The sequence below is a fragment of the Citrobacter sp. Cpo089 genome, assembly GCF_030332695.1.
Taxonomy (GTDB): Bacteria; Pseudomonadota; Gammaproteobacteria; order Enterobacterales; family Enterobacteriaceae; genus Citrobacter; species Citrobacter portucalensis.
Genome location: NZ_JAOWHJ010000028.1, coordinates 59,366 through 82,754 on the forward strand (window position 1 = coordinate 59,366; position 23,389 = coordinate 82,754).

At 53.6% G+C, this 23,389-nt stretch carries 16 protein-coding genes and 2 tRNA genes; 7 read left to right on the forward strand and 11 right to left on the reverse strand.

Annotation, left to right across the window (positions count from 1 at the left end):
• The first annotated feature begins 1 nt into the window (after window position 1).
• Window positions 2-424 (forward strand): L-fucose mutarotase, encoded by a 423-nt coding sequence (gene fucU / locus OGX92_RS04115; RefSeq protein ID WP_048215640.1) that lies wholly within the window; start codon window positions 2-4, stop codon window positions 422-424.
• A gap of 57 nt (window positions 425-481) precedes the next feature.
• Window positions 482-1,210, forward strand: a complete 729-nt coding sequence (fucR, locus tag OGX92_RS04120; RefSeq protein WP_003825642.1) for an L-fucose operon activator — start codon at window positions 482-484, stop codon at window positions 1,208-1,210.
• 35 nt (window positions 1,211-1,245) lie between these two features.
• On the opposite strand, the gene rlmM is transcribed toward fucR, so the two are convergent.
• The 4 genes from rlmM to OGX92_RS04140 all read right to left on the reverse strand — a co-directional run bounded on the left by rlmM (window position 1,246) and on the right by OGX92_RS04140 (window position 4,263).
• On the reverse strand, window positions 1,246-2,346 hold the full coding sequence (gene rlmM, locus OGX92_RS04125; RefSeq protein WP_003034040.1) for a 23S rRNA (cytidine(2498)-2'-O)-methyltransferase RlmM: 1,101 nt from the start codon (window positions 2,344-2,346) through the stop codon (window positions 1,246-1,248).
• Window positions 2,339-2,734: a DUF423 domain-containing protein gene (locus tag OGX92_RS04130; RefSeq protein WP_003034037.1), complete on the reverse strand. Its 396-nt coding sequence runs from the start codon at window positions 2,732-2,734 to the stop codon at window positions 2,339-2,341. The genes rlmM and OGX92_RS04130 overlap by 8 nt, the downstream gene beginning before the upstream one ends.
• An 18-nt stretch (window positions 2,735-2,752) precedes the next feature.
• A complete protein-coding gene (gcvA, locus tag OGX92_RS04135; protein ID WP_003034035.1) occupies window positions 2,753-3,670 on the reverse strand; it encodes a glycine cleavage system transcriptional regulator GcvA in 918 nt (305 codons plus the stop codon).
• Window positions 3,671-4,035: 365 nt separating this feature from the next.
• A complete protein-coding gene (locus OGX92_RS04140; protein WP_003825635.1) occupies window positions 4,036-4,263 on the reverse strand; it encodes a YgdI/YgdR family lipoprotein in 228 nt (75 codons plus the stop codon).
• Between the two features lie 192 nt (window positions 4,264-4,455).
• Between OGX92_RS04140 and csdA the strand changes: the two genes are divergently transcribed.
• Window positions 4,456-5,661 carry a cysteine desulfurase CsdA gene (gene csdA / locus OGX92_RS04145; RefSeq protein WP_286586269.1) on the forward strand — a complete coding sequence of 402 codons (1,206 nt, stop codon included), beginning with the start codon at window positions 4,456-4,458 and terminating at the stop codon, window positions 5,659-5,661.
• Complete coding sequence (csdE, locus tag OGX92_RS04150; RefSeq protein ID WP_126956651.1) at window positions 5,661-6,107, forward strand: cysteine desulfurase sulfur acceptor subunit CsdE; 447 nt, start codon at window positions 5,661-5,663, stop codon at window positions 6,105-6,107. Before csdA ends, csdE begins: the two co-directional genes overlap by 1 nt.
• Window positions 6,108-6,184: 77 nt before the next feature.
• Here the strand turns inward: csdE and tcdA are convergent, their stop codons facing one another.
• Window positions 6,185-6,991 (reverse strand): tRNA cyclic N6-threonylcarbamoyladenosine(37) synthase TcdA, encoded by an 807-nt coding sequence (gene tcdA / locus OGX92_RS04155; RefSeq protein ID WP_003825630.1) that lies wholly within the window; start codon window positions 6,989-6,991, stop codon window positions 6,185-6,187.
• 108 nt (window positions 6,992-7,099) lie between these two features.
• Complete coding sequence (gene mltA / locus OGX92_RS04160; protein ID WP_115454812.1) at window positions 7,100-8,197, reverse strand: murein transglycosylase A; 1,098 nt, start codon at window positions 8,195-8,197, stop codon at window positions 7,100-7,102.
• A 205-nt stretch (window positions 8,198-8,402) separates the two neighbouring features.
• Between mltA and OGX92_RS04165 the strand changes: the two genes are divergently transcribed.
• Together OGX92_RS04165 and OGX92_RS04170 are read left to right on the forward strand one after the other, a co-directional pair.
• Window positions 8,403-8,479 (forward strand) — tRNA-Met (locus OGX92_RS04165).
• A gap of 34 nt (window positions 8,480-8,513) precedes the next feature.
• Window positions 8,514-8,590: transfer RNA gene (locus OGX92_RS04170), tRNA-Met, on the forward strand.
• A gap of 74 nt (window positions 8,591-8,664) precedes the next feature.
• Here OGX92_RS04170 and amiC read toward each other — a convergent pair.
• Window positions 8,665-9,918, reverse strand: a complete 1,254-nt coding sequence (gene amiC, locus OGX92_RS04175) for an N-acetylmuramoyl-L-alanine amidase AmiC (protein WP_003034016.1) — start codon at window positions 9,916-9,918, stop codon at window positions 8,665-8,667.
• A 234-nt stretch (window positions 9,919-10,152) separates the two neighbouring features.
• On the opposite strand from amiC, the gene argA reads away from it, so the two are divergent.
• A complete protein-coding gene (gene argA, locus OGX92_RS04180; protein ID WP_003034012.1) occupies window positions 10,153-11,484 on the forward strand; it encodes an amino-acid N-acetyltransferase in 1,332 nt (443 codons plus the stop codon).
• 96 nt (window positions 11,485-11,580) lie between these two features.
• Here argA and recD read toward each other — a convergent pair whose 3' ends face one another.
• From recD to recC, 4 genes are all read right to left on the reverse strand, one after another.
• Window positions 11,581-13,410 (reverse strand): exodeoxyribonuclease V subunit alpha, encoded by a 1,830-nt coding sequence (gene recD / locus OGX92_RS04185; RefSeq protein WP_126956649.1) that lies wholly within the window; start codon window positions 13,408-13,410, stop codon window positions 11,581-11,583.
• Window positions 13,407-16,952, reverse strand: a complete 3,546-nt coding sequence (gene recB, locus OGX92_RS04190; protein ID WP_126956647.1) for an exodeoxyribonuclease V subunit beta — start codon at window positions 16,950-16,952, stop codon at window positions 13,407-13,409. The genes recD and recB overlap by 4 nt, the downstream gene beginning before the upstream one ends.
• The gene (gene ptrA, locus OGX92_RS04195) at window positions 16,945-19,833 is read right to left on the reverse strand and encodes a pitrilysin (protein WP_126956645.1); all 2,889 of its coding nucleotides are present in this window, start codon (window positions 19,831-19,833) and stop codon (window positions 16,945-16,947) included. Before ptrA ends, recB begins: the two co-directional genes overlap by 8 nt.
• Window positions 19,834-20,012: 179 nt before the next feature.
• Entirely contained in the window at window positions 20,013-23,381 is a 3,369-nt protein-coding gene (gene recC, locus OGX92_RS04200; RefSeq protein ID WP_126956643.1) for an exodeoxyribonuclease V subunit gamma, read from the reverse strand.
• Window positions 23,382-23,389: the final 8 nt, after the last annotated feature.

Here is a 23,389-nt window from a genome sequence, read left to right on the forward strand (position 1 = left end):
CATGCTTAAAACGATATCTCCCTTAATTTCCCCCGACTTACTGAAAGTGTTGGCCGAAATGGGACACGGCGATGAGATTATCTTTTCCGATGCCCACTTCCCGGCCAACAGCATGGGGCCGCAGGTCATCCGCGCTGACGGTCTGCTGGTCAGCGATCTGCTGCGGGCGCTTATTCCGCTATTTGAACTGGACAGCTACGCCCCACCGCTGGTGATGATGGCTGCGGTTGAAGGTGACACTCTCGATCCTGACGTTGAGGCTCGCTATCGTCAGGCACTTTCATTACAGACCCCCTGCCCGGACATCACGCGTATTGACCGCTATGCCTTTTACGAACGAGCACAAAAGGCGTTTGCGATCGTTATCACAGGAGAGCGGGCAAAGTACGGGAATATTCTTTTAAAAAAAGGGGTAACGCCGTAATCTCTGGTCAGAATGCCCGTCAGGTACGGGCATTCATCATTAGATGAGGATCAGAACATGAAAGCGGCGCGCCAGCAGGCAATCGTAGATCTGCTTACTAACCACAAAAGCCTGACAACCGAAGCCCTGGCTTTGCAGCTTAACGTCAGCAAAGAGACCATCCGCCGCGATCTCAGCGAGTTACAGACCCAGGGAAAAGTGTTACGCAACCACGGTCGGGCCAAAGTTATTCACCGGGAAAATCAGGACAGCGGTGACCCATTTCATATTCGACTCAAAAGCCACTATGCACACAAAGCGGATATCGCCCGTGAAGCGTTGGCATGGATCGAAGAAGGTATGGTAATTGCCTTAGACGCCAGCTCTACCTGCTGGTATTTGGCGCGACAGTTACCGGACATCAACATTCACGTTTTTACCAACAGCCAGCCCATCTGCCAGGAATTGGCTAAACGTGAACACATTCAGCTTATCAGCTCCGGCGGTCGTCTTGAGCGCAAATACGGTTGCTACGTTAATCCCTCGCTTATCTCGCAGCTAAAACCACTCGAGATTGACCTGTTTATTTTTTCCTGCGAAGGGATCGACAGCGACGGTGCGCTCTGGGACTCAAATGCAACCAACGCAGACTTCAAATCCATTCTGCTTAAGCGTGCATCGCAGTCTTTATTACTGATCGATAAAAGTAAATTTAATCGTTCGGGAGAGGCCAGAATTGGGCATCTGGATGATGTGACGCATATTGTTTCAGATACACAGCTGATTGAAGCAATCCAGGCCGAATAGGGCGATTACGCCGCCATCCGACCTGGGTTGTAGCCTTATCGCTCGTCGCGACGACCGCCGACGGCAGCCCACAGACGACGTACGTGAACGGTTACTTCTTCACGGTCATGATACAACTGACGCGCCTGAATCTGGGCATTTACACCATGTTCATCAAGCTGGGCCTGAATGTAAGCCAGGTTCTGTGACACCTCTTCGTAGCGTTTTTTCATCGGCAGTTTGAGGTTGAAGATCGTCTCACGACACCAGCCGTTGACCAGCCATTGTGCCATCAGCGCGGCAACCTTCGCCGGCTTCTCCACCATGTCACAGACCATCCACGAAATGTTGTTGCGATTCGGACGGTACTTAAATCCGTCTTCACGCAGCCAGGTGACCTGTCCGGTATCCATCAGGCTTTGCGCCATCGGGCCGTTATCCACGGAGTAAACCCACATGTTGCGTTTAACCAGCTGATAGGTCCATCCGCCCGGGCAGGCGCCTAAATCCACCGCATACATCCCGTTCGCCAGACGCTCATCCCATTCATCGGCAGGGATAAACACGTGCAGCGCTTCTTCCAGCTTGAGCGTTGAACGGCTCGGCGCATCGGCTGGAAACTTCAGACGCGGAATCCCCATGTAAAACGGTGAGTTATTGTCAGGCCAGGAATAGCCGGTATAACAACAGCCAGGGGCGATAAAGAAGACGTGAACCACCGGACGCTTTGGCGTTTCATACTTTGCCAGTACGCCCGCTTCGCGCAGCGCTGCACGCAACGGTACGGTAAATTTACGGCAAAATTTAACCAGCTCTTTGCTTTCATTGGTGTCGGCAACTTCTACTCGCAGATCGCCACCCTTTTCCACCACGCCCTGCAACATGCCAACGATCGGCGTAATGCGATCTTCCGGCGGTAAGTATTGCAGCAACTCGCCCACCACAAACATTTGACGAGCAAAAATCAGCGAACTAAACGGCAGCTCTTTCACTAACTTTTCAGCATCGTCCTGCTGATAGCATTCGAAGATGACGTAACCCGCATTGTCTTTCACGCGGGCAAAACCGAAGATTTCCCGGCGTCCTGCTTTATCCGTAATTTCTGCGGCGCACTCTTTTTCAAAACCTGGGCGACACAACAATACAACCTTATTCATGGCTAACGCCCTTACGTTTCAATCGAATAGCGCCCACTAACATCAGCGCCCAGCCTACGAGGAAGCTGAAGCCGCCAACAGGGGTAACAAACGCCCACAGGCGTAAATGAGAGAGCGCGAGACAATACAGGCTGCCGCTAAACAGCACTGTACCTAATGCCAGAAACACGCTACTCCAGTAAAACCAAATACTAATGCGCCGTTGCATGGCGACGGCCAGGCCAAAGATAGCCAGCGTATGAAACGCCTGATACTCAAGGCCGGTCTGAATCCACCCCATTTCAACAACACCGAGGGTTTTACTCAGAACATGTGCCCCAAAGGCGCCCAACGCCACAAAAATAAAGCCACTTACGGCGGCAAAAATCAGCATAAAACGGCTGGTCATTTGAATACCCTACGTAAATTATTGTTCATAACGAAAGCGGAATTTTTCTTGTTCCGTGGCCGCTTTCGCCAGAATCCACTGACGGAAGGCGGCTATTTTACCCAGTTCTGCCTGACTGTCATGACAAACCAGATAAAATGCGTTTTTGCTGACCAGAACATCGTTAAACGGACAGACCAGACGTCCGGCTTCAATTTCGGACTGCGCCATGACGTTGTTAGCCAGCGCGATCCCCTGTCCATGGATTGCAGCCTGTAGCACCATGGCGCTATGGCTGAAGATAGGTCCTTGCTGTACGTTGATATGATTCAGGCCAAGCTGGCGCGTATAGGCTTGCCAGTCTCGTCGCGACGCATCATGCAATAAAGTGTGTTTTGCCAGGTCGTCCGGTGTCTTTAGCGGTTTATCACCGGTAAGCAACAGCGGAGAGCAGACCGGCAATAAATATTCTGCGTACAATTTTTCCACGCGCAGACCCGGCCAGTTGCCACGTCCGTAGAAAATCGCCACATCAACATCATCAGCCAGTTTGTCTTCCTGACGGTCCACCGCCTGGATCCTGACATCGATTCCCGGATAAGCTGAGTTAAAGCTAGAGAGTCTGGGCACCAGCCATTGGATCGCAAAACTGGGCAATAAACTCACGGTAAGCGCACCTTTTGCACTGCGTGCCTGAAGTTTACGCGTCGCGTCGGTTAATTGCGAAAAAATCTCTTTAATGTCGAGAAAGTAGCTTTGACCTTCTTCCGTTAACAGCAAAGATCGATTGCGTCGACGAAACAGTTTTAGCCCCAAAAAATCCTCAAGTGACTTGATTTGGTGACTTACTGCGGCCTGCGTCACAAAAAGCTCTTCTGCTGCGCGAGTAAAGCTTAAATGACGCGCTGCAGCATCAAAAACACGTAACGCATTTAAGGGTGGTAATCGTTTTGACATGACTTTTAGGCTTTGATGTTAAATGAATTTAACAATTAGCTAACAGGCTGTAACCTATTAGTTTTTTTTATCTGAGCCATTATAAATTGTCCGTTGAGGTTCTACCAGCAAATACCTATAGTGGCGGCACTTCCTGAAGCCGGAACGAAAAGTTTTATCGGAATGCGTGTTCTGGTGGGCTTTTGGCTTACGGTTGTGATGTTGTGTTGTTGTGTTTGCAATTGGTCTGCGATTCAGACCATGGTAGCAAAGCTACCCTTTTTCACTTCCTGTACATTTACCCTGTCTGTCCATAGTGATTAATGTAGCACCGCCAAATTGCGGTGCTTTTTTTTGACCACGTTTCGTCGATGGCCGACCTGCTATTATTGCTCCAGTTCTACCATCTCTTTCACGTCAGTACGGTTAATCTGCTGTTTGTTGCCGTTAGCGTCTTTATACGAAATCATCCCCGTCTCATTATCGGTCTGTGGTTTACCATCAGCTACGATTGATCGGCCATCATTGGTGTGCATCACGTAATTCGAACCAGAACAGGCGCTCAGGGCAAAAGTCAGCATACAGGCAGAAATTATGGCGGCAGTCTTTTTCATCTTCTTCTCCTTAAAGCGATTTATGCTATTAAAAACATACTCCGTAACAGGCAAAATTGTTCGCCTAACGCTATTTAGCATAAGACACTGAACGGGCTTTGCCAGGATATCCAGAGTATTCCGATGGTTAGCACAACCCTTGTATCAATGCCCTTTTTGCGCCACGATCGGTTTACTGAACTGAGGAATACCATGAACGCTTTTAACCCCGCGCAGTTTCGCGCACAATTTCCCGCACTCAACGATGCTGGCGTTTATCTCGACAGCGCTGCTACGGCGCTGAAGCCGCAGGCGGTCATTGAGGCAACCCATCAGTTTTATAGCCTGAGTGCCGGGAACGTCCATCGCAGCCAGTTTGCTGAAGCCCAGCGCCTGACCGCTCGCTATGAAGCCGCGCGGGAAAAAGTCGCACACCTGATTAATGCGTCGGATGACAAAACCATCGTCTGGACCCGCTGCACAACGGAAGCGATCAACATGGTTGCCCAAAGCTATGCGCGTCCACGCCTTCAACCGGGTGATGAGATTATCGTTAGCGCAGCGGAACATCACGCCAACCTCGTTCCCTGGCTGATGGTCGCGGAGCAAACGGGGGCTAAGGTCGTCAAACTCCCACTCAACCCCCATTTATTGCCAGACGTTGAGCGCCTCACGCAGCTCATTACCCCGCGCAGCCGCATTCTGGCGCTCGGGCAAATGTCGAACGTCACTGGTGGCTGCCCGGATCTGGCCCGCGCCATTACGCTCGCCCATGCGGCTGGCATGGTGGTGATGGTTGATGGTGCCCAGGGAATTGTGCATTACCCTGCCGATGTACAGCAGTTGGATATTGATTTCTATGCGTTTTCAGGCCACAAGCTATATGGCCCCACCGGTATTGGCGTGCTGTACGGTAAGCCGGAACTGCTGGAAGCCATGTCTCCCTGGCTTGGGGGCGGTAAGATGATTAGCGAAGTCAGTTTTGACGGTTTCACCACTCAGCCCGCACCATGGAAGCTGGAAGCCGGTACGCCTAACGTTGCAGGCGTTATCGGGCTAAGCGCGGCGCTCGAATGGCTGGCGGACGTCGACGTTGCACAGGCCGAAAACTGGAGCCGGGGTCTGGCGACGCTGGCAGAAGATGCCCTGGCGAAACGCCCTGGCTTTCGTTCCTTCCGCTGCCAGGACTCCAGTCTGTTAGCCTTTGATTTCGCGGGTGTTCATCACAGCGATATGGTCACTCTGCTGGCCGAATATGGCATTGCGCTGCGCGCGGGGCAACACTGTGCACAGCCTCTGCTGGCGGAACTTGGCGTATCCGGAACACTACGCGCCTCATTTGCCCCTTATAATACCCAAAGCGATGTGGATGCGTTGGTCGCAGCCGTCGACCGCGCGCTGGAAATATTGGTGGATTAATGACAAGCCCTCTGTTCGCCGGACACCCGTTTGGCACAACCGTAACCGAAGAGACGTTACGCAATACCTTTATCCCGCTTACTCAGTGGGAAGATAAATATCGCCAGCTGATTCTGCTGGGTAAGCAGTTGCCGGCGCTTCCGGATACGCTAAAGGCGCAGGCCAAAGAAATTTCGGGCTGCGAAAACCGCGTCTGGCTGGGGCATACTCTTCATGAGAATGGCACTCTGCATTTCTTCGGCGACAGCGAAGGTCGAATAGTACGCGGGCTGTTGGCGGTATTACTCACGGCGGTCGAAGGTAAAACCGCAGCCGAGTTACTGGCGCGTTCGCCGATGGCGTTATTTGACGAACTGGGTTTACGCGCGCAGCTCAGCGCCTCGCGTAGCCAGGGGCTGCATGCTCTAAACGAGGCGATTCTCGAGGCGGCCCAGAAAGTCGGATGACGACGCAGATACGTCTTATCCGGCCTACAACACTGCACGAACCGTAGGTCGGATAAGCATAGCGCCATCCGACACAATCAGGCCTGACGCGCGGCCTTCGCCATCATCTTCTTCAGCGCATGGGAGACAGCAACAAAGCCAAAGGTGGCTGTCACCATGGTAGCCGCGCCAAACCCGGACGCGCAATCCATACGCTTCGGCCCTTCCGCCGTCGCTTTCATAGCACATACCGAGCCATCCGCCTGCGGGTAAACCAGCGCTTCGGTCGAGAACACGCAGTCCACGCCCAGCTTGCCTTTGCTGTTTTTCACCACGCCAAAATCGCTTTTCAGCCGCTCACGCAGCTTGGCCGCCAGCGGATCCTGGATGGTTTTTGCCAAATCAACGACCTGAATCTGCGTAGGATCGATCTGTCCGCCCGCACCACCGGTGGTCACCAGCGGAATTTTGTTACGCCGACAGTACGCGATCAGTGCCGCTTTTGGGCGCACGCTATCAATCGCATCGATGACGTACGAAAATCCTGCATTCATATATTCAGCAACGTTATCTGGCGTAACAAAATCATCGACCACGTTCACCCGGCACTCCGGGTTAATTTGTCGGATACGCTCCGCCATCACTTCAGCTTTTGCCAGACCGACGTTATCACGCAGCGCATGGATCTGGCGGTTTGTATTGGTGACGCACACATCATCCATATCAATGAGTGTGATAGCGCCAATACCGGTTCGCGCCAGCGCTTCCGCCGCCCATGACCCTACTCCGCCAATCCCAACCACGCAAACGTGCGATTGGGCAAACAGCTGCAACGCATTTTCGCCATACAGACGTGCCGTACCACCAAAACGTTGGCGCCAGGCATCGCTAATAACCACAGACATAGAACCTCAAATTCATTAATACCGAGCAGTCTGACTACCTGATGTCGGCTACGCCTTATCAGGCCTACTCAATAATGTAGGCTTGATAAGCGAAGCACCATCCGGCAATTAACCGCTGAACACGTTACCCGCACCCGGCGCTGTTTTTAGTACCCATACGCGACCGTAGTGATTATACCACCCGGCACGGTGTCCGGCGTCAGCGCCAATACCCTGATAGATGTCGAAGTGTTGCCCTTTAATAGCCCCACCCACATCTAACGCCACCATCAGGCGCAGTTCGTACTGGCCGGTAAACTTGCCGTTATTGTCCAGTAACGGGACTTCCGCCAGTAACGTTGTGCCCGCAGGAATGATACTACGGTCAGAAGCTACGGACGCGCGGCCAATCAGCGGCACCGCGCTGGCCCCTTTCACCGGAGCAAAAGATTGCGGTTTAAAGAAGACAAACGATGGGTTCTGCTCCAGCAGCTCACGCACTTCGGCTTCGCTGTGCGTCTCACCCCAGTGGCGAATAGCCTGCATCGACATATCTTCTTTTTTCACTTCGCCACGGTCGATAAGCACTTTACCGATACTGCGATAGGCGTGGCCATTTTTCCCGGCATAGCTAAAGAAGTTGAGCGGGCTGCCATCGCCAAAATCGATGTAGCCACTGCCCTGAACATCCATAATGAAGTTATCCATCAGGGAGTTGCTGTATGCCAGAATATAATTGTCGCTTAGCGCGCCCGCGTAGATCTCGGCACGAGAGGGTAAGCGCCCACGTTTTGGCGGCATGCGATAGATAGGATACTGAAACTCGCCCTGGCGCGTATGGCGCGCCTGGATAACCGGTGTGTAGTAACCGGTAAACTGGACGTTACCGTAGTTGTCCGCCCCTTCCATTTGCCAGGCATCAATACCAAACTGGCGCATACTGCGCGTATCACCGCCCGCACGTAACCATTGCTGGATAGCGTTGTAGACGTTGCTCTGGTTGCCGTACAAACGTGGCGAAGCGCTGCGAATTTGATTAACCTGCTCGGCGAAATCACCGGCATTGATTGGCGCGCCAACCGCATCAGGCTGGTTCACCAGTGAGAAAGGCTGGGTAAATTTCCCGTCTTTATACTGCTGCCCACGATCGGTGGGTTTTGAGGAACACGCGGCGAGCATCGCGACTACAGCTCCCGCCAGAAGATATTTTGCCCAACGTCCTTTCATTGTTCTCGTCTTATGTTGCCTGAATGCGAGACGAAGATAACAAACCCCCGAACCTAATGAAATGCGTATACATACCCGAACGCAAATTTTGAGCAAAAAATAATCCAGAATGCGTTGTTTTTGTTCATTTTCACCCTAAAAACGTGATCAAGGTGAAAAAAGGGTTGCATGAAAATGCGAGCAGAGTATAGTGCGCATCCACGGACGCGGGGTGGAGCAGCCTGGTAGCTCGTCGGGCTCATAACCCGAAGGTCGTCAGTTCAAATCTGGCCCCCGCAACCAATTAAAATTTGATGAAGTATAAGCAGTACGGTGACGCGGGGTGGAGCAGCCTGGTAGCTCGTCGGGCTCATAACCCGAAGGTCGTCGGTTCAAATCCGGCCCCCGCAACCAACACATTAAACACCTTAACGGGTGTTTTTTTGTTTCTGTTGCCCATAAAAAAAGCGCTTTTCAGCGCTTTTTTGTTATCCCCTTCTCGCCAGCGTCGCCCCATCGGCAAAGTAGGCTTTAATCCCTGCCAGAATCGACTCTGCAACTTCCTGCTGGAAGGTCGCCGTTTTGAGTTTACGCTCTTCCTCAACGTTACTGATAAATGCCGTTTCGACCAGAATAGACGGGATATCTGGCGCTTTTAGTACCGCAAACCCGGCCTGTTCAACCTGATTCTTGTGCAGATTGTTGATTTTGCCAAGCTTGTTCAATACCGCTTTACCAAACTTCAGGCTGTCGGCGATGGTCAGCGACTGCACCATATCGAACATGGTGTGGTCGACGTAGCGGTCACCGCTCTTACTGACGCCACCAATGAGATCCGAGGCGTTCTGGGTCTGCGCCAGATATTTCGCGGCGGTACTTGTCGCGCCTTTGGTCGAGAGCGCAAACACCGACGAACCGCTGGGTTGTCGACTGGTAAAGGCATCGGCGTGAATAGAGACAAACAGGTCAGCACGCTGCTTCTGCGCTTTCGCCACGCGGACTTTAAGCGGAATGAAGATATCTTCATTTCGTGTCATAAAGACCTTCATGTTGCCCTCTTTCTCTATGAGGGCTCGCAGGCGGCGGGCAATCTGCAGCACCACATCCTTTTCACGCGTCTTGTATTTCCCCACCGCACCGGAGTCTTCTCCGCCGTGGCCCGGATCCAGCATAATGACAATGGGACGATCGCGCCCCGCTTTACCCGGCTGTGGGCCACTTTGTGCAGGTGGCACCTGTTTATCCAGATCGCCCTTGTTGTAATCTTCCAGCAATGCCAGCAGCGGGTCCTGAACGTCCTGGGCATTCGCGGGATAGAGATCCATCACCAGACGTTCTTTAAAGCCTGCCACCGGAGCCAGCGCGAAAAGTTGCGGCTTCACATTCTGTTTCAGCTCGAACACCATCCGCACGGTCTTTGGATCAAACTGGCCAACGCGCGCAGACTTAATATACGGATCGTCAGGACGAATCTGCGTCCCAATGCCCTTGAGCACCGAGTTCAAATTAACGTCTTCAATATCCACAACCACACGCTCAGGATTACTCAGGGCAAACTGTTTGTATTTCAGCAGACGGTTAGATTCTACCGTGACGCGAGTGTAGCTGGACGCAGGCCAGATACGGACGGCAACGACCTGACTCACGGCCGCCAGACCCACCTGGCTGACGCTCAAAAGCCACATAGCACCCGCACCTTTCAATAAACGGCGGCGACTGATTGCTGAATTGGATCCCGACATGCTTCTCCCGAGCAAAGAAATCTTTTTTAGAGGTAATACGTAAAACGTCCGAATTGACCGGAAACTTTAGCGAATGACGCATAATCTGTCATCTATAAAAGGGTAAACATTCTTTTTATATTCACGGCATTACTGAGAAAAATCTTCGGCATGGGTAAAAATTACGCTTGCGCACAGCGCAAAAACAGAATAAAAATACACAAATTACGAATAATCATGCAATGAGGGTGTGCCGTGGTGAAGGAGCGTAGAACCGAACTGGTACAGGGATTCCGCCATTCTGTTCCCTATATCAATACCCATCGGGGAAAAACGTTTGTCATTATGCTGGGCGGCGAAGCCATCGAGCATGAAAATTTTTCCAGTATCGTCAATGACATTGGTCTTCTTCATAGCCTCGGCATCCGCCTGGTCGTGGTCTATGGCGCACGACCGCAGATTGATGCCAATCTTGCGGCGCATCATCATGAGCCGGTGTACCACAAAAATACACGCGTTACCGACGCTAAAACGCTGGAGCTGGTCAAACAGGCTGCGGGTTTACTTCAGCTTGATATTACCGCCCGCCTGTCGATGAGCCTGAATAATACGCCATTGCAGGGTGCTCACATCAATGTGGTCAGCGGTAATTTTATTATCTCTCAGCCGCTGGGCGTTGATGACGGCGTAGATTACTGCCATAGCGGGCGTATTCGTCGTATTGATGAAGATGCCATTCACCGCCAGTTAGACAGTGGCGCAATTGTGCTGATGGGCCCGGTTGCCGTTTCCGTCACCGGTGAGAGCTTTAACCTGACGTCAGAAGAGGTCGCCACGCAGTTGGCTATCAAACTGAAGGCCGAGAAAATGATCGGCTTTTGCTCCTCTCAGGGTGTCACCAACGATGACGGCGATATTATTTCCGAGCTGTTTCCTAACGAAGCTCAGGCTCGCGTTGAGTTGCAGGAAGAGAAAGGCGATTACAGCTCCGGCACGGTGCGCTTCCTGCGTGGGGCAGTGAAGGCCTGTCGCAGTGGCGTACGCCGCTGCCATCTGATCAGCTATCAGGAAGATGGTGCATTGCTGCAGGAACTGTTCTCCCGCGACGGGATCGGTACGCAGATCGTGATGGAAAGCGCCGAGCAGATCCGTCGCGCTACCATTAACGATATCGGCGGGATTCTGGAGCTTATCCGCCCGCTGGAGCAACAAGGTATTCTGGTTCGCCGCTCGCGCGAGCAGTTGGAAATGGAGATCGACAAATTCACGATTATTCAGCGTGATAACCTGACCATCGCCTGTGCCGCTCTGTACCCTTTCCCGGAAGAGAGAATTGGCGAAATGGCGTGCGTGGCAGTGCATCCGGACTACCGTAGCTCGTCACGCGGGGAAGTGTTGCTGGAACGAATCGCCGCGCAGGCCCGGCAAATGGGGTTGAGCAAGCTGTTTGTGTTAACCACACGCAGCATCCACTGGTTCCAGGAGCGCGGCTTCACGCCGGTGGATATCGACCTGCTGCCGGAAAGCAAGAAAGAGATGTACAACTATCAGCGGCGGTCAAAAGTGCTAATGGCGGATTTGGCATAGGAGTGGTTGCCGGATGCGGCATAACAGCCTTATCCGGCCTACATCGCTGGCACATTTTTTTAGGCCGGATGGCGCTGACGCTTATCCGGCCTACATCTACATCATGCCGTCATTAAATAATGCTGACAGTCCGCTGCGACGTTCAGTGCGGGTGGTAATGGCGCGGCTCAATATCCGCTCATCGGCATACAGCGACAAGCGGCGACGCGCGCGGGTAACGGCGGTATAGACCAGCTCGCGGGTAACCACGGGTGAATGCTGGCTGGGTAAAATCAACGCCGCGTGGTCAAACTCAGATCCCTGCGATTTGTGCACCGTCATCGCCCAGGTGGTTTCATGTTCAGGCAAGCGGCTGGGCTGCACCGATTTGATAGAACCATCCGGCAACGCAAACCACACCCTCAGGCCCTGTCCACGGTCGAGGGCAATGCCGATATCACCGTTAAATAATCCCAGCGAACTGTCATTGCGCGCGATCATCACCGGCCTTCCCTCATACCAGCGGCTATGCGTCGAACGATGTATTTTACGTTTTTGCGCCATCACCTGCTCAATGCGTTCATTCAAACCACTAACGCCAAACGGACCTTCCCGCAGGGCGCATAGCAGTTGATACTCATTGAAGGCCTGAATGACAGCTCCCGGCTCTGCGCCCTCGCGCAGCAAATCCAGGTAATGCCCATAACCCGCCAGCGCCTCATCCAGCATCGCGGCGTAATCCTCGCTGCTGTGTAAAGTGCGTTTTTCGATGTCGCTAAATCCCTGCTGGAAAATCGTTTTTATCGCAGATTTATCGCCGCAATTAATCGCAGCGGCCAACTGACCGATTCCGGAATCGCTGCCGAAACGGTAGCTCTTTTGCAGCAGGCACAGACTGTCGCGCAGAGCAGCAGCCTGAGTTCCCGTACCTGCCGGAATAGCGCTTCCGGTCAGGCGACTGAGCTGGCGGGCGCGTTCCGGGGTAAACCCGTCACCGACGAAAGCACAGATATCCCCAAGCACCGCCCCCGCTTCGACGGAAGCGAGCTGGTCGCGATCGCCCAGAAAAATCACCCGTCCGTGCGGCGGCAGCGCATCGATAAGGCGCGACATCATCGGCAAATCGATCATCGAGGCTTCATCCACCACCAGCACATCCAAATGCAGCGGGTTTCCCGCATGATGACGCAGGCGCTGACTGCCAGGCTGAGCGCCTAATAATCGATGCAGCGTACTGGCGTCATCGGGGATGCGTTTCTTTTGCTCATCGGTTAGCGGTAGTTCTCGTAGCGCCGCTCCTAGTGAGGAGGTCAGGCGCGCAGCCGCTTTTCCCGTTGGCGCCGCCAGTCGAATACGACAGCGCTCACCGTCTGCCATTTGAATCAACGCCGCCAGCAGCCTTGCGACCGTTGTCGTTTTTCCCGTCCCCGGTCCGCCGGAGATCACCGATATCCGGCGGGTCAGCGCGACAGCAGCGGCCACTTTTTGCCAGTTAACCCCCTCAGAGGATGGGAACAGCGATGCCAGCGTGTGGGTCAGCCGTTGTTCATCCACTTCAATGGCGTGGTTCACTTCACTAAAAAAGCGAGCTACCGTACGTTCGTTATGCCACATCCGGTTCAGATACAGGCGATCGCCGTACAGCACCAGCGGCGTAGGTTGCTCGCCACGACTTACCGCACTGGAAGCCAACAGACATTCCGCCCAGTCTTCAGGCTCGCCCGTTTCAGCGAGCCAGGCGCTTAACAGAGGATGCGCGTCCTCGCTCAGAGATAACCGTGAAAGCGGTAAGCAGACGTGCCCTTCTCCCGCTTCACAGCTGAGCAACGCCGCAGCCAGCGCAACAGCTGGGTTGTCACTTCCGGCAACCGCCAGCGCGAACTGAGCATCCAGAGGCCGGAGCTGTTTTTGCTCAACAGCCTCCAGAAATCGTTTCTGGATTGTCATAACATCGTCTCCTGCACCGCACCGGCAAACATCTCGTCCATCAATGCAATCAACTCTCCGTCAGGTCGGGTCGCGTAAATTCCCTGCTGCGGATTTTCACTGTCAACGCCGCGCAGGAAGAGATAGATAACGCCGCCAAAATGGCGTTCATAATCGTAATCAGCAATGCGATGGCGTAAGTAGCGATGCAGCGCGAGGGTATAAAGTTGGTATTGAAGGTCGTAGCGATGCGCCTGCATGGCAGAGGCCATCGCCTGCTGCGTATAGGCAGAGCTGTCTTCGCCCAGCCAGTTCGATTTGTAATCGAGCAGGTAATAACGCCCCTGGTGGCGGAATACCAGGTCAATAAAGCCTTTCAGCATGCCGCGAACCTGCATAAAGTCCAACGCAGGGCACCCCGCCGAGAGCGGATCGTATTGGCGAATTAACGCATCAAGCTGGTTGGCCATTAACGGCTGCGAAATCGGCAGATAAAACTCCATCTCCACCTGTTTTTCACGCGCGGATAGCTGGCTCAAACTCACGCCCGTCTCGTTGAGAGGCGCCTGCAAAATGGCGTCCAGCCATTCGGTCAAAACCGGCGTCCAGTGTGCGTCATAACCGCCCAACGCCAGTTGCTCCTCGACCCAATGCGGATCCACCGGTTGCGTAAAATCGAGATCTTCAAACAGGCTATGCAAGAACGTACCTGGCGAAGCGCCGCGCGGGAACTGATGCGGTGTAAGTCCTGATTCTTCAATAACCTCACCGACGCCTGCGGCATCGATATCCAGTCGTGGGATCAGATCCTGCGCGATACCCTGTCCACGCTGTTGCAGACCGGAATAACTGGTCACGCGCCAGCTATCACCGGGCTTACGCTGCAGTATTTTTGCACTCAGTTCGCTGCTAACAGCCTGCGCAACCTGCCAGGGTTCACCGTCAGGCTGCGCGGGAGTCTGGCAAGCAATATCGTTGCTGCAAAGCGCTTCAATCGCGCTACGCAGACCCACGGCATCCATCGGCTCGCCTTTTTGCAACAGGCGACCAAGGGCGCTCTGATGCACATCGGTATCCCCTTTTTTATCGCCCCGACGTCGTACCAACGGCGCAACGCCAAGGCTGCAATGCCATACCGAACGGGTTAGCGCGACATACAGCAAACGCAGGTCTTCCGCCAGACGCTCTGCTTCGGCTAGCTCAACGCTCTCCTCGGCATCGCTGAGATCCAGCACCGCTTCAAAAGAGCTGCGATCGTGATAGAAAGCCTGATCCTGAACGCGGAAATTGGTGATAAACGGCAGCCAGACCAGCGGATATTCCAGCCCTTTCGATTTATGGATGGTGACGATTTTGACCAGATGCTTGTCGCTTTCCAGCCTGAGCTGCTGGCTTGACGCGTTGCTGTCGGGTTCAAGAATATGCTGGGACAACCAGCGCACCAGCGCATGCTCGCTTTCCAGCTGCGAGCCCGCTTCCTGCAACAGTTCGCTGATATGTAAAATGTCGGTCAGTCGACGTTCGCCTCCCGCCGTCGCCAGCAGGTTCTCCGCAATCTGGCGAGCTGTCATCAGCGCACGCAGCATCGGCATCACGCCGCGTTTATGCCAGATCTGACGATAGCCATCGAACTCTTCGACCACCGCATCCCAGGCATTTTCGTCGTTATTTAACGCTTCAAGATCCTGCGCATTCAGCCCCATCATTGACGTTGCCAGCGCGCTACGCAGCGTGTTCTCACGCTCCGGCGTCATCACCGCCTGCAGTACCCACAGCAACTCCTGTGCTTCCAGCGTTTCAAATACGCTGTCACGGTTGGAGAGGTAGACAGAGGGAATGGCCAGTTGCGTCAGTGCATCACGGACCAGCGCCGCCTCCTGGCGGCTACGAACCAATACGCTAATGTCCGACGCGCGTACCGGGCTGGATGCTTTGCCACTTACCAGTTGCGCTGCGCCAGAATGCCCGGCCTTAAGCCAGTCGCGAATTTGCGTGGCGCACACCTGCGCCATGTAGCTCTGATAATCGCCTACGCCGCAACTTTCTCCTTCCATCAGCCACATACTCATAGCGGGCTGCGTTTCGCCGCGTAAAACAAACCGTAACCCCTGGTTTTTTTCTGCGGATTTTACCGGGCTGAAAGGGATTTCGCGGAACATAAAGGCGTCGTCCATCTGGCTGAAAAGCGTATTCACGCTATTGACCATGCCGGGGGCCGAACGCCAGTTGGTATCGAGCGTATAGTGTGCGCTGACTTCGCTGCGCGCCTTCATATAGGTGAAGATATCCGCGCCGCGAAACGCGTAAATTGCCTGTTTCGGATCACCAATTAGCAGCAGTGCGGTATCCGGCTGATGCTGCCAGATCCGACGAAAAATACGGTACTGCTGTGGATCGGTATCCTGGAATTCATCGATCATGGCGACTGGAAAACGAGTACGAATAGCCGTCGCCAGCGCATCGCCGCTTTCACTGCGCAACGCCGCATCCAGACGGCTGAGCATATCGTCAAAACCCAGCTCGCCGCGGCGACGTTTTTCCTCGGCAACTGCCGAGCGGATCTCCGCCAGCGCCCGGGTGATCACCAGATCGCGGAGAGTTAACGGTTCGCTAAGCAGTTCATCAATAGCGACAAACAGCGGGTGCTGAGGGGTTATCCCACCCGCTTTGGTGCGCTCTTCCAGAAAACGCTGTGAGAATTTCTCCAGCGCGTCAGGAAGCTGGTAACTTTGTGTTTCTTCCTGCGCCCACGCGCTGATCTTTTCGATCCACTTGCCCTGATTACCGCGATTAAATTTACGCCGGTCAATTCCGGAGGCTTCCATCAGGCCATCCAGCTCATCAACAGAATCACGCCATTGCTGCTTGATCTGGTTAATGCGTGCGAGAATTTGTTCATGCCGGGAGGCCAGCGTTTCGTCATCAGACGGTGGCGCCTTGATAACCGGCGCTTCCCCCTGCAGATAGCGATCGATATCTCTCAACAGCGCTTGCGGTCCTTTCCACGTTTCAAAAACCACCTGCGCAATGTCGCGGGGCAGCGGGTAGCAGTGCCGACGCCAGAAGTCCGCGCAAGCCTGATAGCGCAGCAGCGATTCATCTTCTATCAGCTGCTGTTCGAACAGCATGCCTGACTCAAAGGCGTTGAGACTGAGCATACGCTGACAAAAGCCGTGGATGGTAAACACCGCAGCTTCATCCATCTGTCTTTCAGCCAATAGCAGCCACTGCGCGGCCTGTTTTGTATCGGCAATTTCATCTAAAAAACGGGCATATAGCGGGTTGTCGGTGGTTTCACGCAGGCAGGCAATTCGCAGTTCATGAATATTGCTACGAATTCGACCGCGCAACTCTTCGGTAGCCGCCTCGGTGAAGGTGACCACCAGCAGTTCTTCGACGGTCAGAGGACGAGGAAAGGCGGCAGAGCCGCCCAATCCAAGCAGTAAACGTAAATACAGGGCGGCGATGGTAAAGGTTTTACCGGTGCCCGCAGAGGCTTCAATCAGACGCTCGCCCGTCAGGGGCAAGCGCAGTGGATCAAGGGACTCAGCGGCATCATTCATTCTTATCACTCATCAGGGGTAAGGTTTGCTGCAACGCGCTGACGGTCTGCCACACTTTCCAGCCTTCCGGGTGCACATATTCTGCTTTCCCATTCTGACTGCCGGAAACCTGTGACAATATCGCCATGCCTTGCGGCTCAACCACCGCCTGATGGAAGAAGTCGGCAAGTTTTTGCGGCGTCAGCAGTTTAATCTGAGCCACTATTTTATCACGTGAATCGAAGCGCATATTGCCGCGATCAAAATCTTTGCTTAACTGTGAGGCTTCTGCCCCCAGCGTTTGCGGCGCCTGCAGCATTTGCGCAATAATCGCCTGCTGAATTTGCGCAAACTCTTCAGGTTTCATCGCCCGCAGCTTCGCTTCCGCCGTCGGGAAGAACGCTTTATAACGCTCCCAGAGGTAAGACGGCTGCTTATCACTGCTTTGCAGCAGGAACCCCATTCCCCACTGACGGCCAACGCTCATCGGGAAAGCAAATACGGCGTAGCCTAACTGTTCTTCAGTACGCAGCTGATTGTAGAACCACGGCTGAACAATCTGACCTAACATAGCGCTGTAGGCTGAACTGGCGTATTCATCGTATCCGGTTGGCACAAATACCGCGGCCAGCGCTGAATCCGTGCTGCTGCCTGCTTTTTCAAAGATGACGGACTGCTTCTTGTCCACAACCACATCTTTGTTGCGACACCACTGTGACCCGTTCGCACCTAGCTGTTTTTGGATATCCCGCGCCATGCTCGTCGTCTGAGCTTCGCTCATATTGCCAATGACCAGGAATTCAGGTCGCGCACCGGTTTTTAAGGCGTCGCGGTAGGTCATCACCTCTTTCAGGGTGATGGAAGGCAGCAGTTTACGGCGCTCGTCGCGGGAGAAGTACGGCACCTGAGAAAGCATCTGCACCGGCATAATAGCCTGATCGTAAGCTTTACCCTTTTCTGCGGAATCCATCATCTGGGCATACCAGGATTTCGCCTGTTCCAGCTGTTCGTCCGTTGAGGTGTAGCTGAAATAGCCGCTCAACAGCGCCTGAAAAAGCTGCGGCAAACGTTGGGTGTAGCCGTTGGCGTTAAGCATCAACCCATTGTTAGCGTTGGTAGAGAAACCAATTCCACCTACCGATGCCTGGTTACTTAACTGATCGAGCGCAATCCCTGCCAGGTAATCGTTAAGTGCGAATAAGACCTGGTTGCGGGCGCTGTCCATGGCTTTCGGATTACGCAGGATCACGCTGACGTCAGCCTTTGGCTCGCTGGCAAAATACTGGCTCGGGGCATACACCACACGTAAATCCGGCTCATCAACGATCAGCTCAGGATGAGCGTATTTTTTATCCGTCTTAATCAGCGTGAAATCATCCGGAATGTAGGGGTTCAACTCCGGTAACGACAGCGCAATGCCCTGCGCTTTTTGCTGCCAGTCGTCAAAGGTTTTGTCGCTGATTTTATCCACCTGGTAAGGCGCATCGACAAAATAAGCGGTTTTATTATGCGGCTCTTTCGCGCTGATATACCAGATACGCGCATTCTGCGGCGTCATCATTGCCAGACGTTGCTCAACGGCTTTCGCATCGTACTGGTCAGCAATATTCACCGCATCCAGCGTATGCTCGACGGGAACGCGGATCATAGTATCAGCCAGCCATTCCACGTAGTCCATATCACGGGTGATGGAGGGATAACGGAAATCGAGATCCAGCACGTGCGCCAGCTCGTCAAAATAGCGTTTATCGACACCTTTCTCGCGTAACAAATTGAGGTAGCTAAAGATTGCCGCGACAACTTCATCGCGGTTCGCCAGCCCCTTGTCGGTTAACGTCGCGGAAATGGCTAATACGCCGCTGTTCCCGTTGACCACCGGATCGGAGTCCGCGCGAATACCCTCAACCAGGCCCTGCTTTTGCAGCCAGTCAGACAACGTGCCCGGGCTACGATTGCCAATCAGGTAGGTCACCAGTTCATCGGTTTTACTGCGGAACTGCGCGCTGTTGTTATCGATACGAAACTCGACGCGCAATACTTTACGCGGCATTGCCGGAACATAGTGGATGATGATGCCCTTTTGCGCATCAGTGACGACCGGTACGGTAATTTCAGGCTTTGCGATATTCCTGTTCGGTACGCGCCCAAAGGTGTCAGCCGCTATCCGCGCCAGCTCTGGCAGCGGTTTATTGCTATAAATCACCGCCTTCATCAGGTTAGCAGAGTAGTACTTTTCATGAAATTTTTGTAATGCCTGCACCACCGGGTTGCCCGGTTTATCGCTTAATGTCTCGAGATTCCCGCCAGAGAAACGCGAGCCAGGGTGCGCCGGGTTGATCGTCTCAGCGCTAACCTGCGCCATACGCATCCCGTCTCGGGTACGCGCCAGCGTCAGCTCGGAGTTAACCGCGTTACGCTCGCGGTCGGCATATTTTTTATCCAGCAATGGATCGGCAATAGCATCCGCCAGGCGATCCACCGCCCCCACCAGCGCGTCGTTTTCGACTTCAAGATAGAAGGCCGTACGATAAGGCGCAGTACTGGCATTGTGGCTACCGCCGTGCATTTTCAGGAATTCAGCCAGGCTGTCCGGCTGTGGGTATTTTTTCGAGCCCATCAGACACATGTGTTCGAGATAGTGCGCCAGCCCCTGATGATCGTCCGGATCTTCCAGCGAGCCCACGGGGACTACCAGTGCAGAAAGGGATTTCACGGCCTGAGGATCGGATACCAGCAGCACAACCATGCCGTTATCAAGGCGCACGGCCTGATACTGACGGGTGTCTTTATCGCTTTTACGGATGGTTTCAGCTAAAGGCTGCCAACCGGTATCTGCCTGACTTACGGGAACCCAAAGGGCGACGAACAACAGTAATGCACTGAACCAGGTGCTGCGGGGCATTCACAAACCTCATCATTAACGAATTCACCTGTTCACTACAAACCACGTATAAATACATGACCTGAACAGGGCAAGACTATGTGCTGAACGAGCCAGCATCTTCTCTTTGTAAGAATCAGTCCGTGACAGAATGCGCATCATAGTGGAAGCCATCAAATTGCGCAATTTTTATACAATCATCATGACTGATTAAAGCGAAAAATCGGTAACAGGTAGCGCTGAGACTGTAAAACAATAGCCTCCTGAGTATCAGCATCCAGTTGACGCCAAAGACGCTGATACCAGATATCATCACCTTCGCCACGTACCATCATGTTGCCTTCATAGGCTTGCAGAAACTTACTGCGCGCTTTTTGCAACGTTGCATCGTCATCTAACATGGCATCATTTGCGGCGTCATAACAGGTTTTTATCCATGCACCACCGCTTTCGGGTAATACCATCAACGGTGACGACATGCCTTCCCGATACCCCTCAATGAGTTGCGACAGGTACAGCAACGCCTGTTCTGCATCCAGCGGCGGAAAACGCCATTCTCCGTCTTTACGCAGGAACAATCGGCTCTCTCCCCTACCGCCACTGGCACAATAGACAAGATGTTCCAGCCAAAGTTGCACACCCTGCGCAATGCTTATCAAAGATGGGCGCCAGCGCAACAAACCATCCTCTTGCACCTGCGGCAGCCAGCCGGTGATTTGCACGCCGTGACAGTTAAGATCGATTTCCATGCTCTGACAGGGCTGACGACAGGCGATAATGCGTTCAGCCAGCGACTGCATTTCCTGACGCTGCGTATCCCACAGAATTTCGCCAAACGGCCCATAGGGTAGCGCGCCCGCCGCACGAAAACGGCGGAACAGTCGTTCAGCATCGTTCTCTTCAACCAGCGTATTAAGCAATTGCTGATTAAGCTGGTAGCGGGTCAACCCTTCAAGAGTGAAAGGTTCCGTATCCGGGATCTCGCTCTCTTCAGAGCGGAAGTTGACCCTCAAACGCATCTGGAAAAAGGCGCGTACCGGATGTGCCCAAAATCGCTGCAGCGTTTCCAGCGTTAGCGTTTCTGGCATTTCAAAAGGAAGAGGCTGCACAAAATCCGTGTGCGCTTTTCCTGACAGACTCGCCGCAGGCAGCCATTCCCGGGCATAGCTTTGCTGTTCACCCGGCAAATAGTTTTGTGCATCAAAGGGCATACGGGTATGCAAACGGGTTATGTGCGCTTTTACCCTTGCCTCGCTTTGATCGCAGGTCAATGATTCATCGCCCGGTAGGTAGTGGCTTTGCCCAATGTAGTCCATCAGTTCTTGTACCAGCACCGACGGGAAGCGCTCGCTGTTATCCTGAATAGAGCGGCCAATGTAGCTGATGTAGAGCGTCTGCTGTGCCGAAATTAATGCTTCGAGGAACAGATAGCGGTCATCATCGCGACGACTGCGATCGCCCCGCATCGGTTTTTGGCTCATTAAATCAAAGCCCAGCGGCGCAAGTTGACGTGGATAAACCCCATCGTTCATACCCAGCAGGCACACCACTTTGAACGGAATGGAGCGCATCGGCATCAGCGTACAAATGTTAACGGGACCCGCCAGGAAGCGCTGGCTGATGCGTTCCTGGTCAAGGCGCTGGGCCAGCTCATCACGTAACAGAGAGAGCGGTATTGCATCGCCGTACTCGGCCCCTAAACCTTCAGTGATAATAGCCTGCCACTGCTGTTCAATCAGCGTCATCGCCGCTTCGGTGTCCGCGTCCGGCAGGAAGAAATCATTAAGCATTTCCCGACAAACGGGTAGCCACTCTTCCAACGGACGTTCCTGCGCTAATCCTCTACGCCAGAGATTAAGCTGCATCAGCAACGAGGCCAGATGCCCTACCAGTTCGGCAATCAAACCGCTGGACTCATCGTAAGGCAACACCGATTGCCACTCGCCCTGCGCGCTTTCCATCGCGTAGCCGAGCAGCATACGCGTTAAACCAAATTGCCAGGTATGCTGACCTGTAGGCGGAAGTTCCAGTTCACGCACGTTATCGTCGTCAATTCCCCAACGAATCCCGGATTCATTGACCCATAAGCGAAGATAGCGCAGCCCTTCTTCATCAATGTTGAAACGCGCCGCCAGCACGGGGACATCCAGTAACGCCAGGACATCCTCGGAGACAAAACGGCTATCCGGTAGAGACAGCAGACTAATAAAAGCCTGTAAGACGGGATGAGACTGGCGTGCCCGACGGTCAGATATTGCATAAGGTAAGTAACGCTCGGCTGGCGCGCTACCAAAGACCGACTGAATGAATGGGCTGTAGCTGTCGATGTCCGCCACCATCACGATAATATCGCGCGGCGTCAGCGTTGGGTCCGCTTCCAGCATGGCCAACAGCCGGTCATGAAGAATTTCCACCTCGCGCTGTGGGCTATGGCAGACATGGAAAGTCACGCTGGTGTCGTTCAGCTCAAGCCGTCGTTTATTGTCGCTACGGGAATATTCTTCCAGCGTAACGCCCGCTACGGCATGACTTTCGAGTTCCAGAATATCTGATTGAATATTATGCAAAAGGTTGTCAGGTGTAATGTCGACAAACGCATCCAGTTCCTGACTGTTTTCCAGCTCCGAAAGCAAATAAATGTAATCACGCCCCAGCTTGCCCCACGAGGCCAGCATCGGGTTGCCCACATCCTGTTCGCCATCGCTGTTAAATAATCCTTCGGCTTTCTGATTATCACGAAACAGCGGCAGATGCCGTTCTTCAAAGCTGTGCCGACGCTGACGTGCCATCAGCTTCGCCAGCCAGGCAGGATCTTTAATATCCCCCCAGTAGTAGCGACAAGGGTTGGTAAACAGCAGATGAATATCAATGTGCTTACCCAGTGCCTGCAATGCCTGCAAATAAACCGGCGGCAGCGCCGAAATACCGCAAATAAAGACGCGAGAAGGCAGTCCCTGCGGGCACTCGGACGCGTTTTCCAACGTCTGAATAAATCGTTGGTATAAATTGGCACGATGCCAGCGCGGCTGGCCCAATTCCGCGGTGTATTCCACCAGCGCTTTCCACAACGGTGCCTGCCAGGCCTGAGACTCGCCAAGTCCCTCAACCTGTCGCCCCGCTTCCCACTGGGTCAACCAGTCAGGGCGGTAGACTAAATACTGGTCGAAAAGGTCAGCCGCGCGCGAGGAAAGCTGAAAAAGCTTACGTTTATCAGTGTCGTCCGTCAGATAGTGGCGTAGCAATGCGAAGTCATCGCTATCCAGCAATTGTGGCAACAGCGTCATCAACTTCCAGCTCATGCTCTGTTTGCTGAACGCACTCTCTTTCGGGATATCCGGCAGCACGCGCACAAACATATCCCAGATAAAACTCGCGGGCAGCGGAAAATCGATATTGGCGGCAATACTAAACTTCTGTGCAAGAGTCATTTGTAGCCACTGCGCCATACCGGTACTTTGAACCAGGATCATCTCAGGCTCAAAGGGGTCGTCCAGCCGCTCGCGCTCAACGATAAATTCCATTAACGCTTCCAGCACATCCAGACGGTTGGAGTGGTAGACCCTTAACATAGCGACTC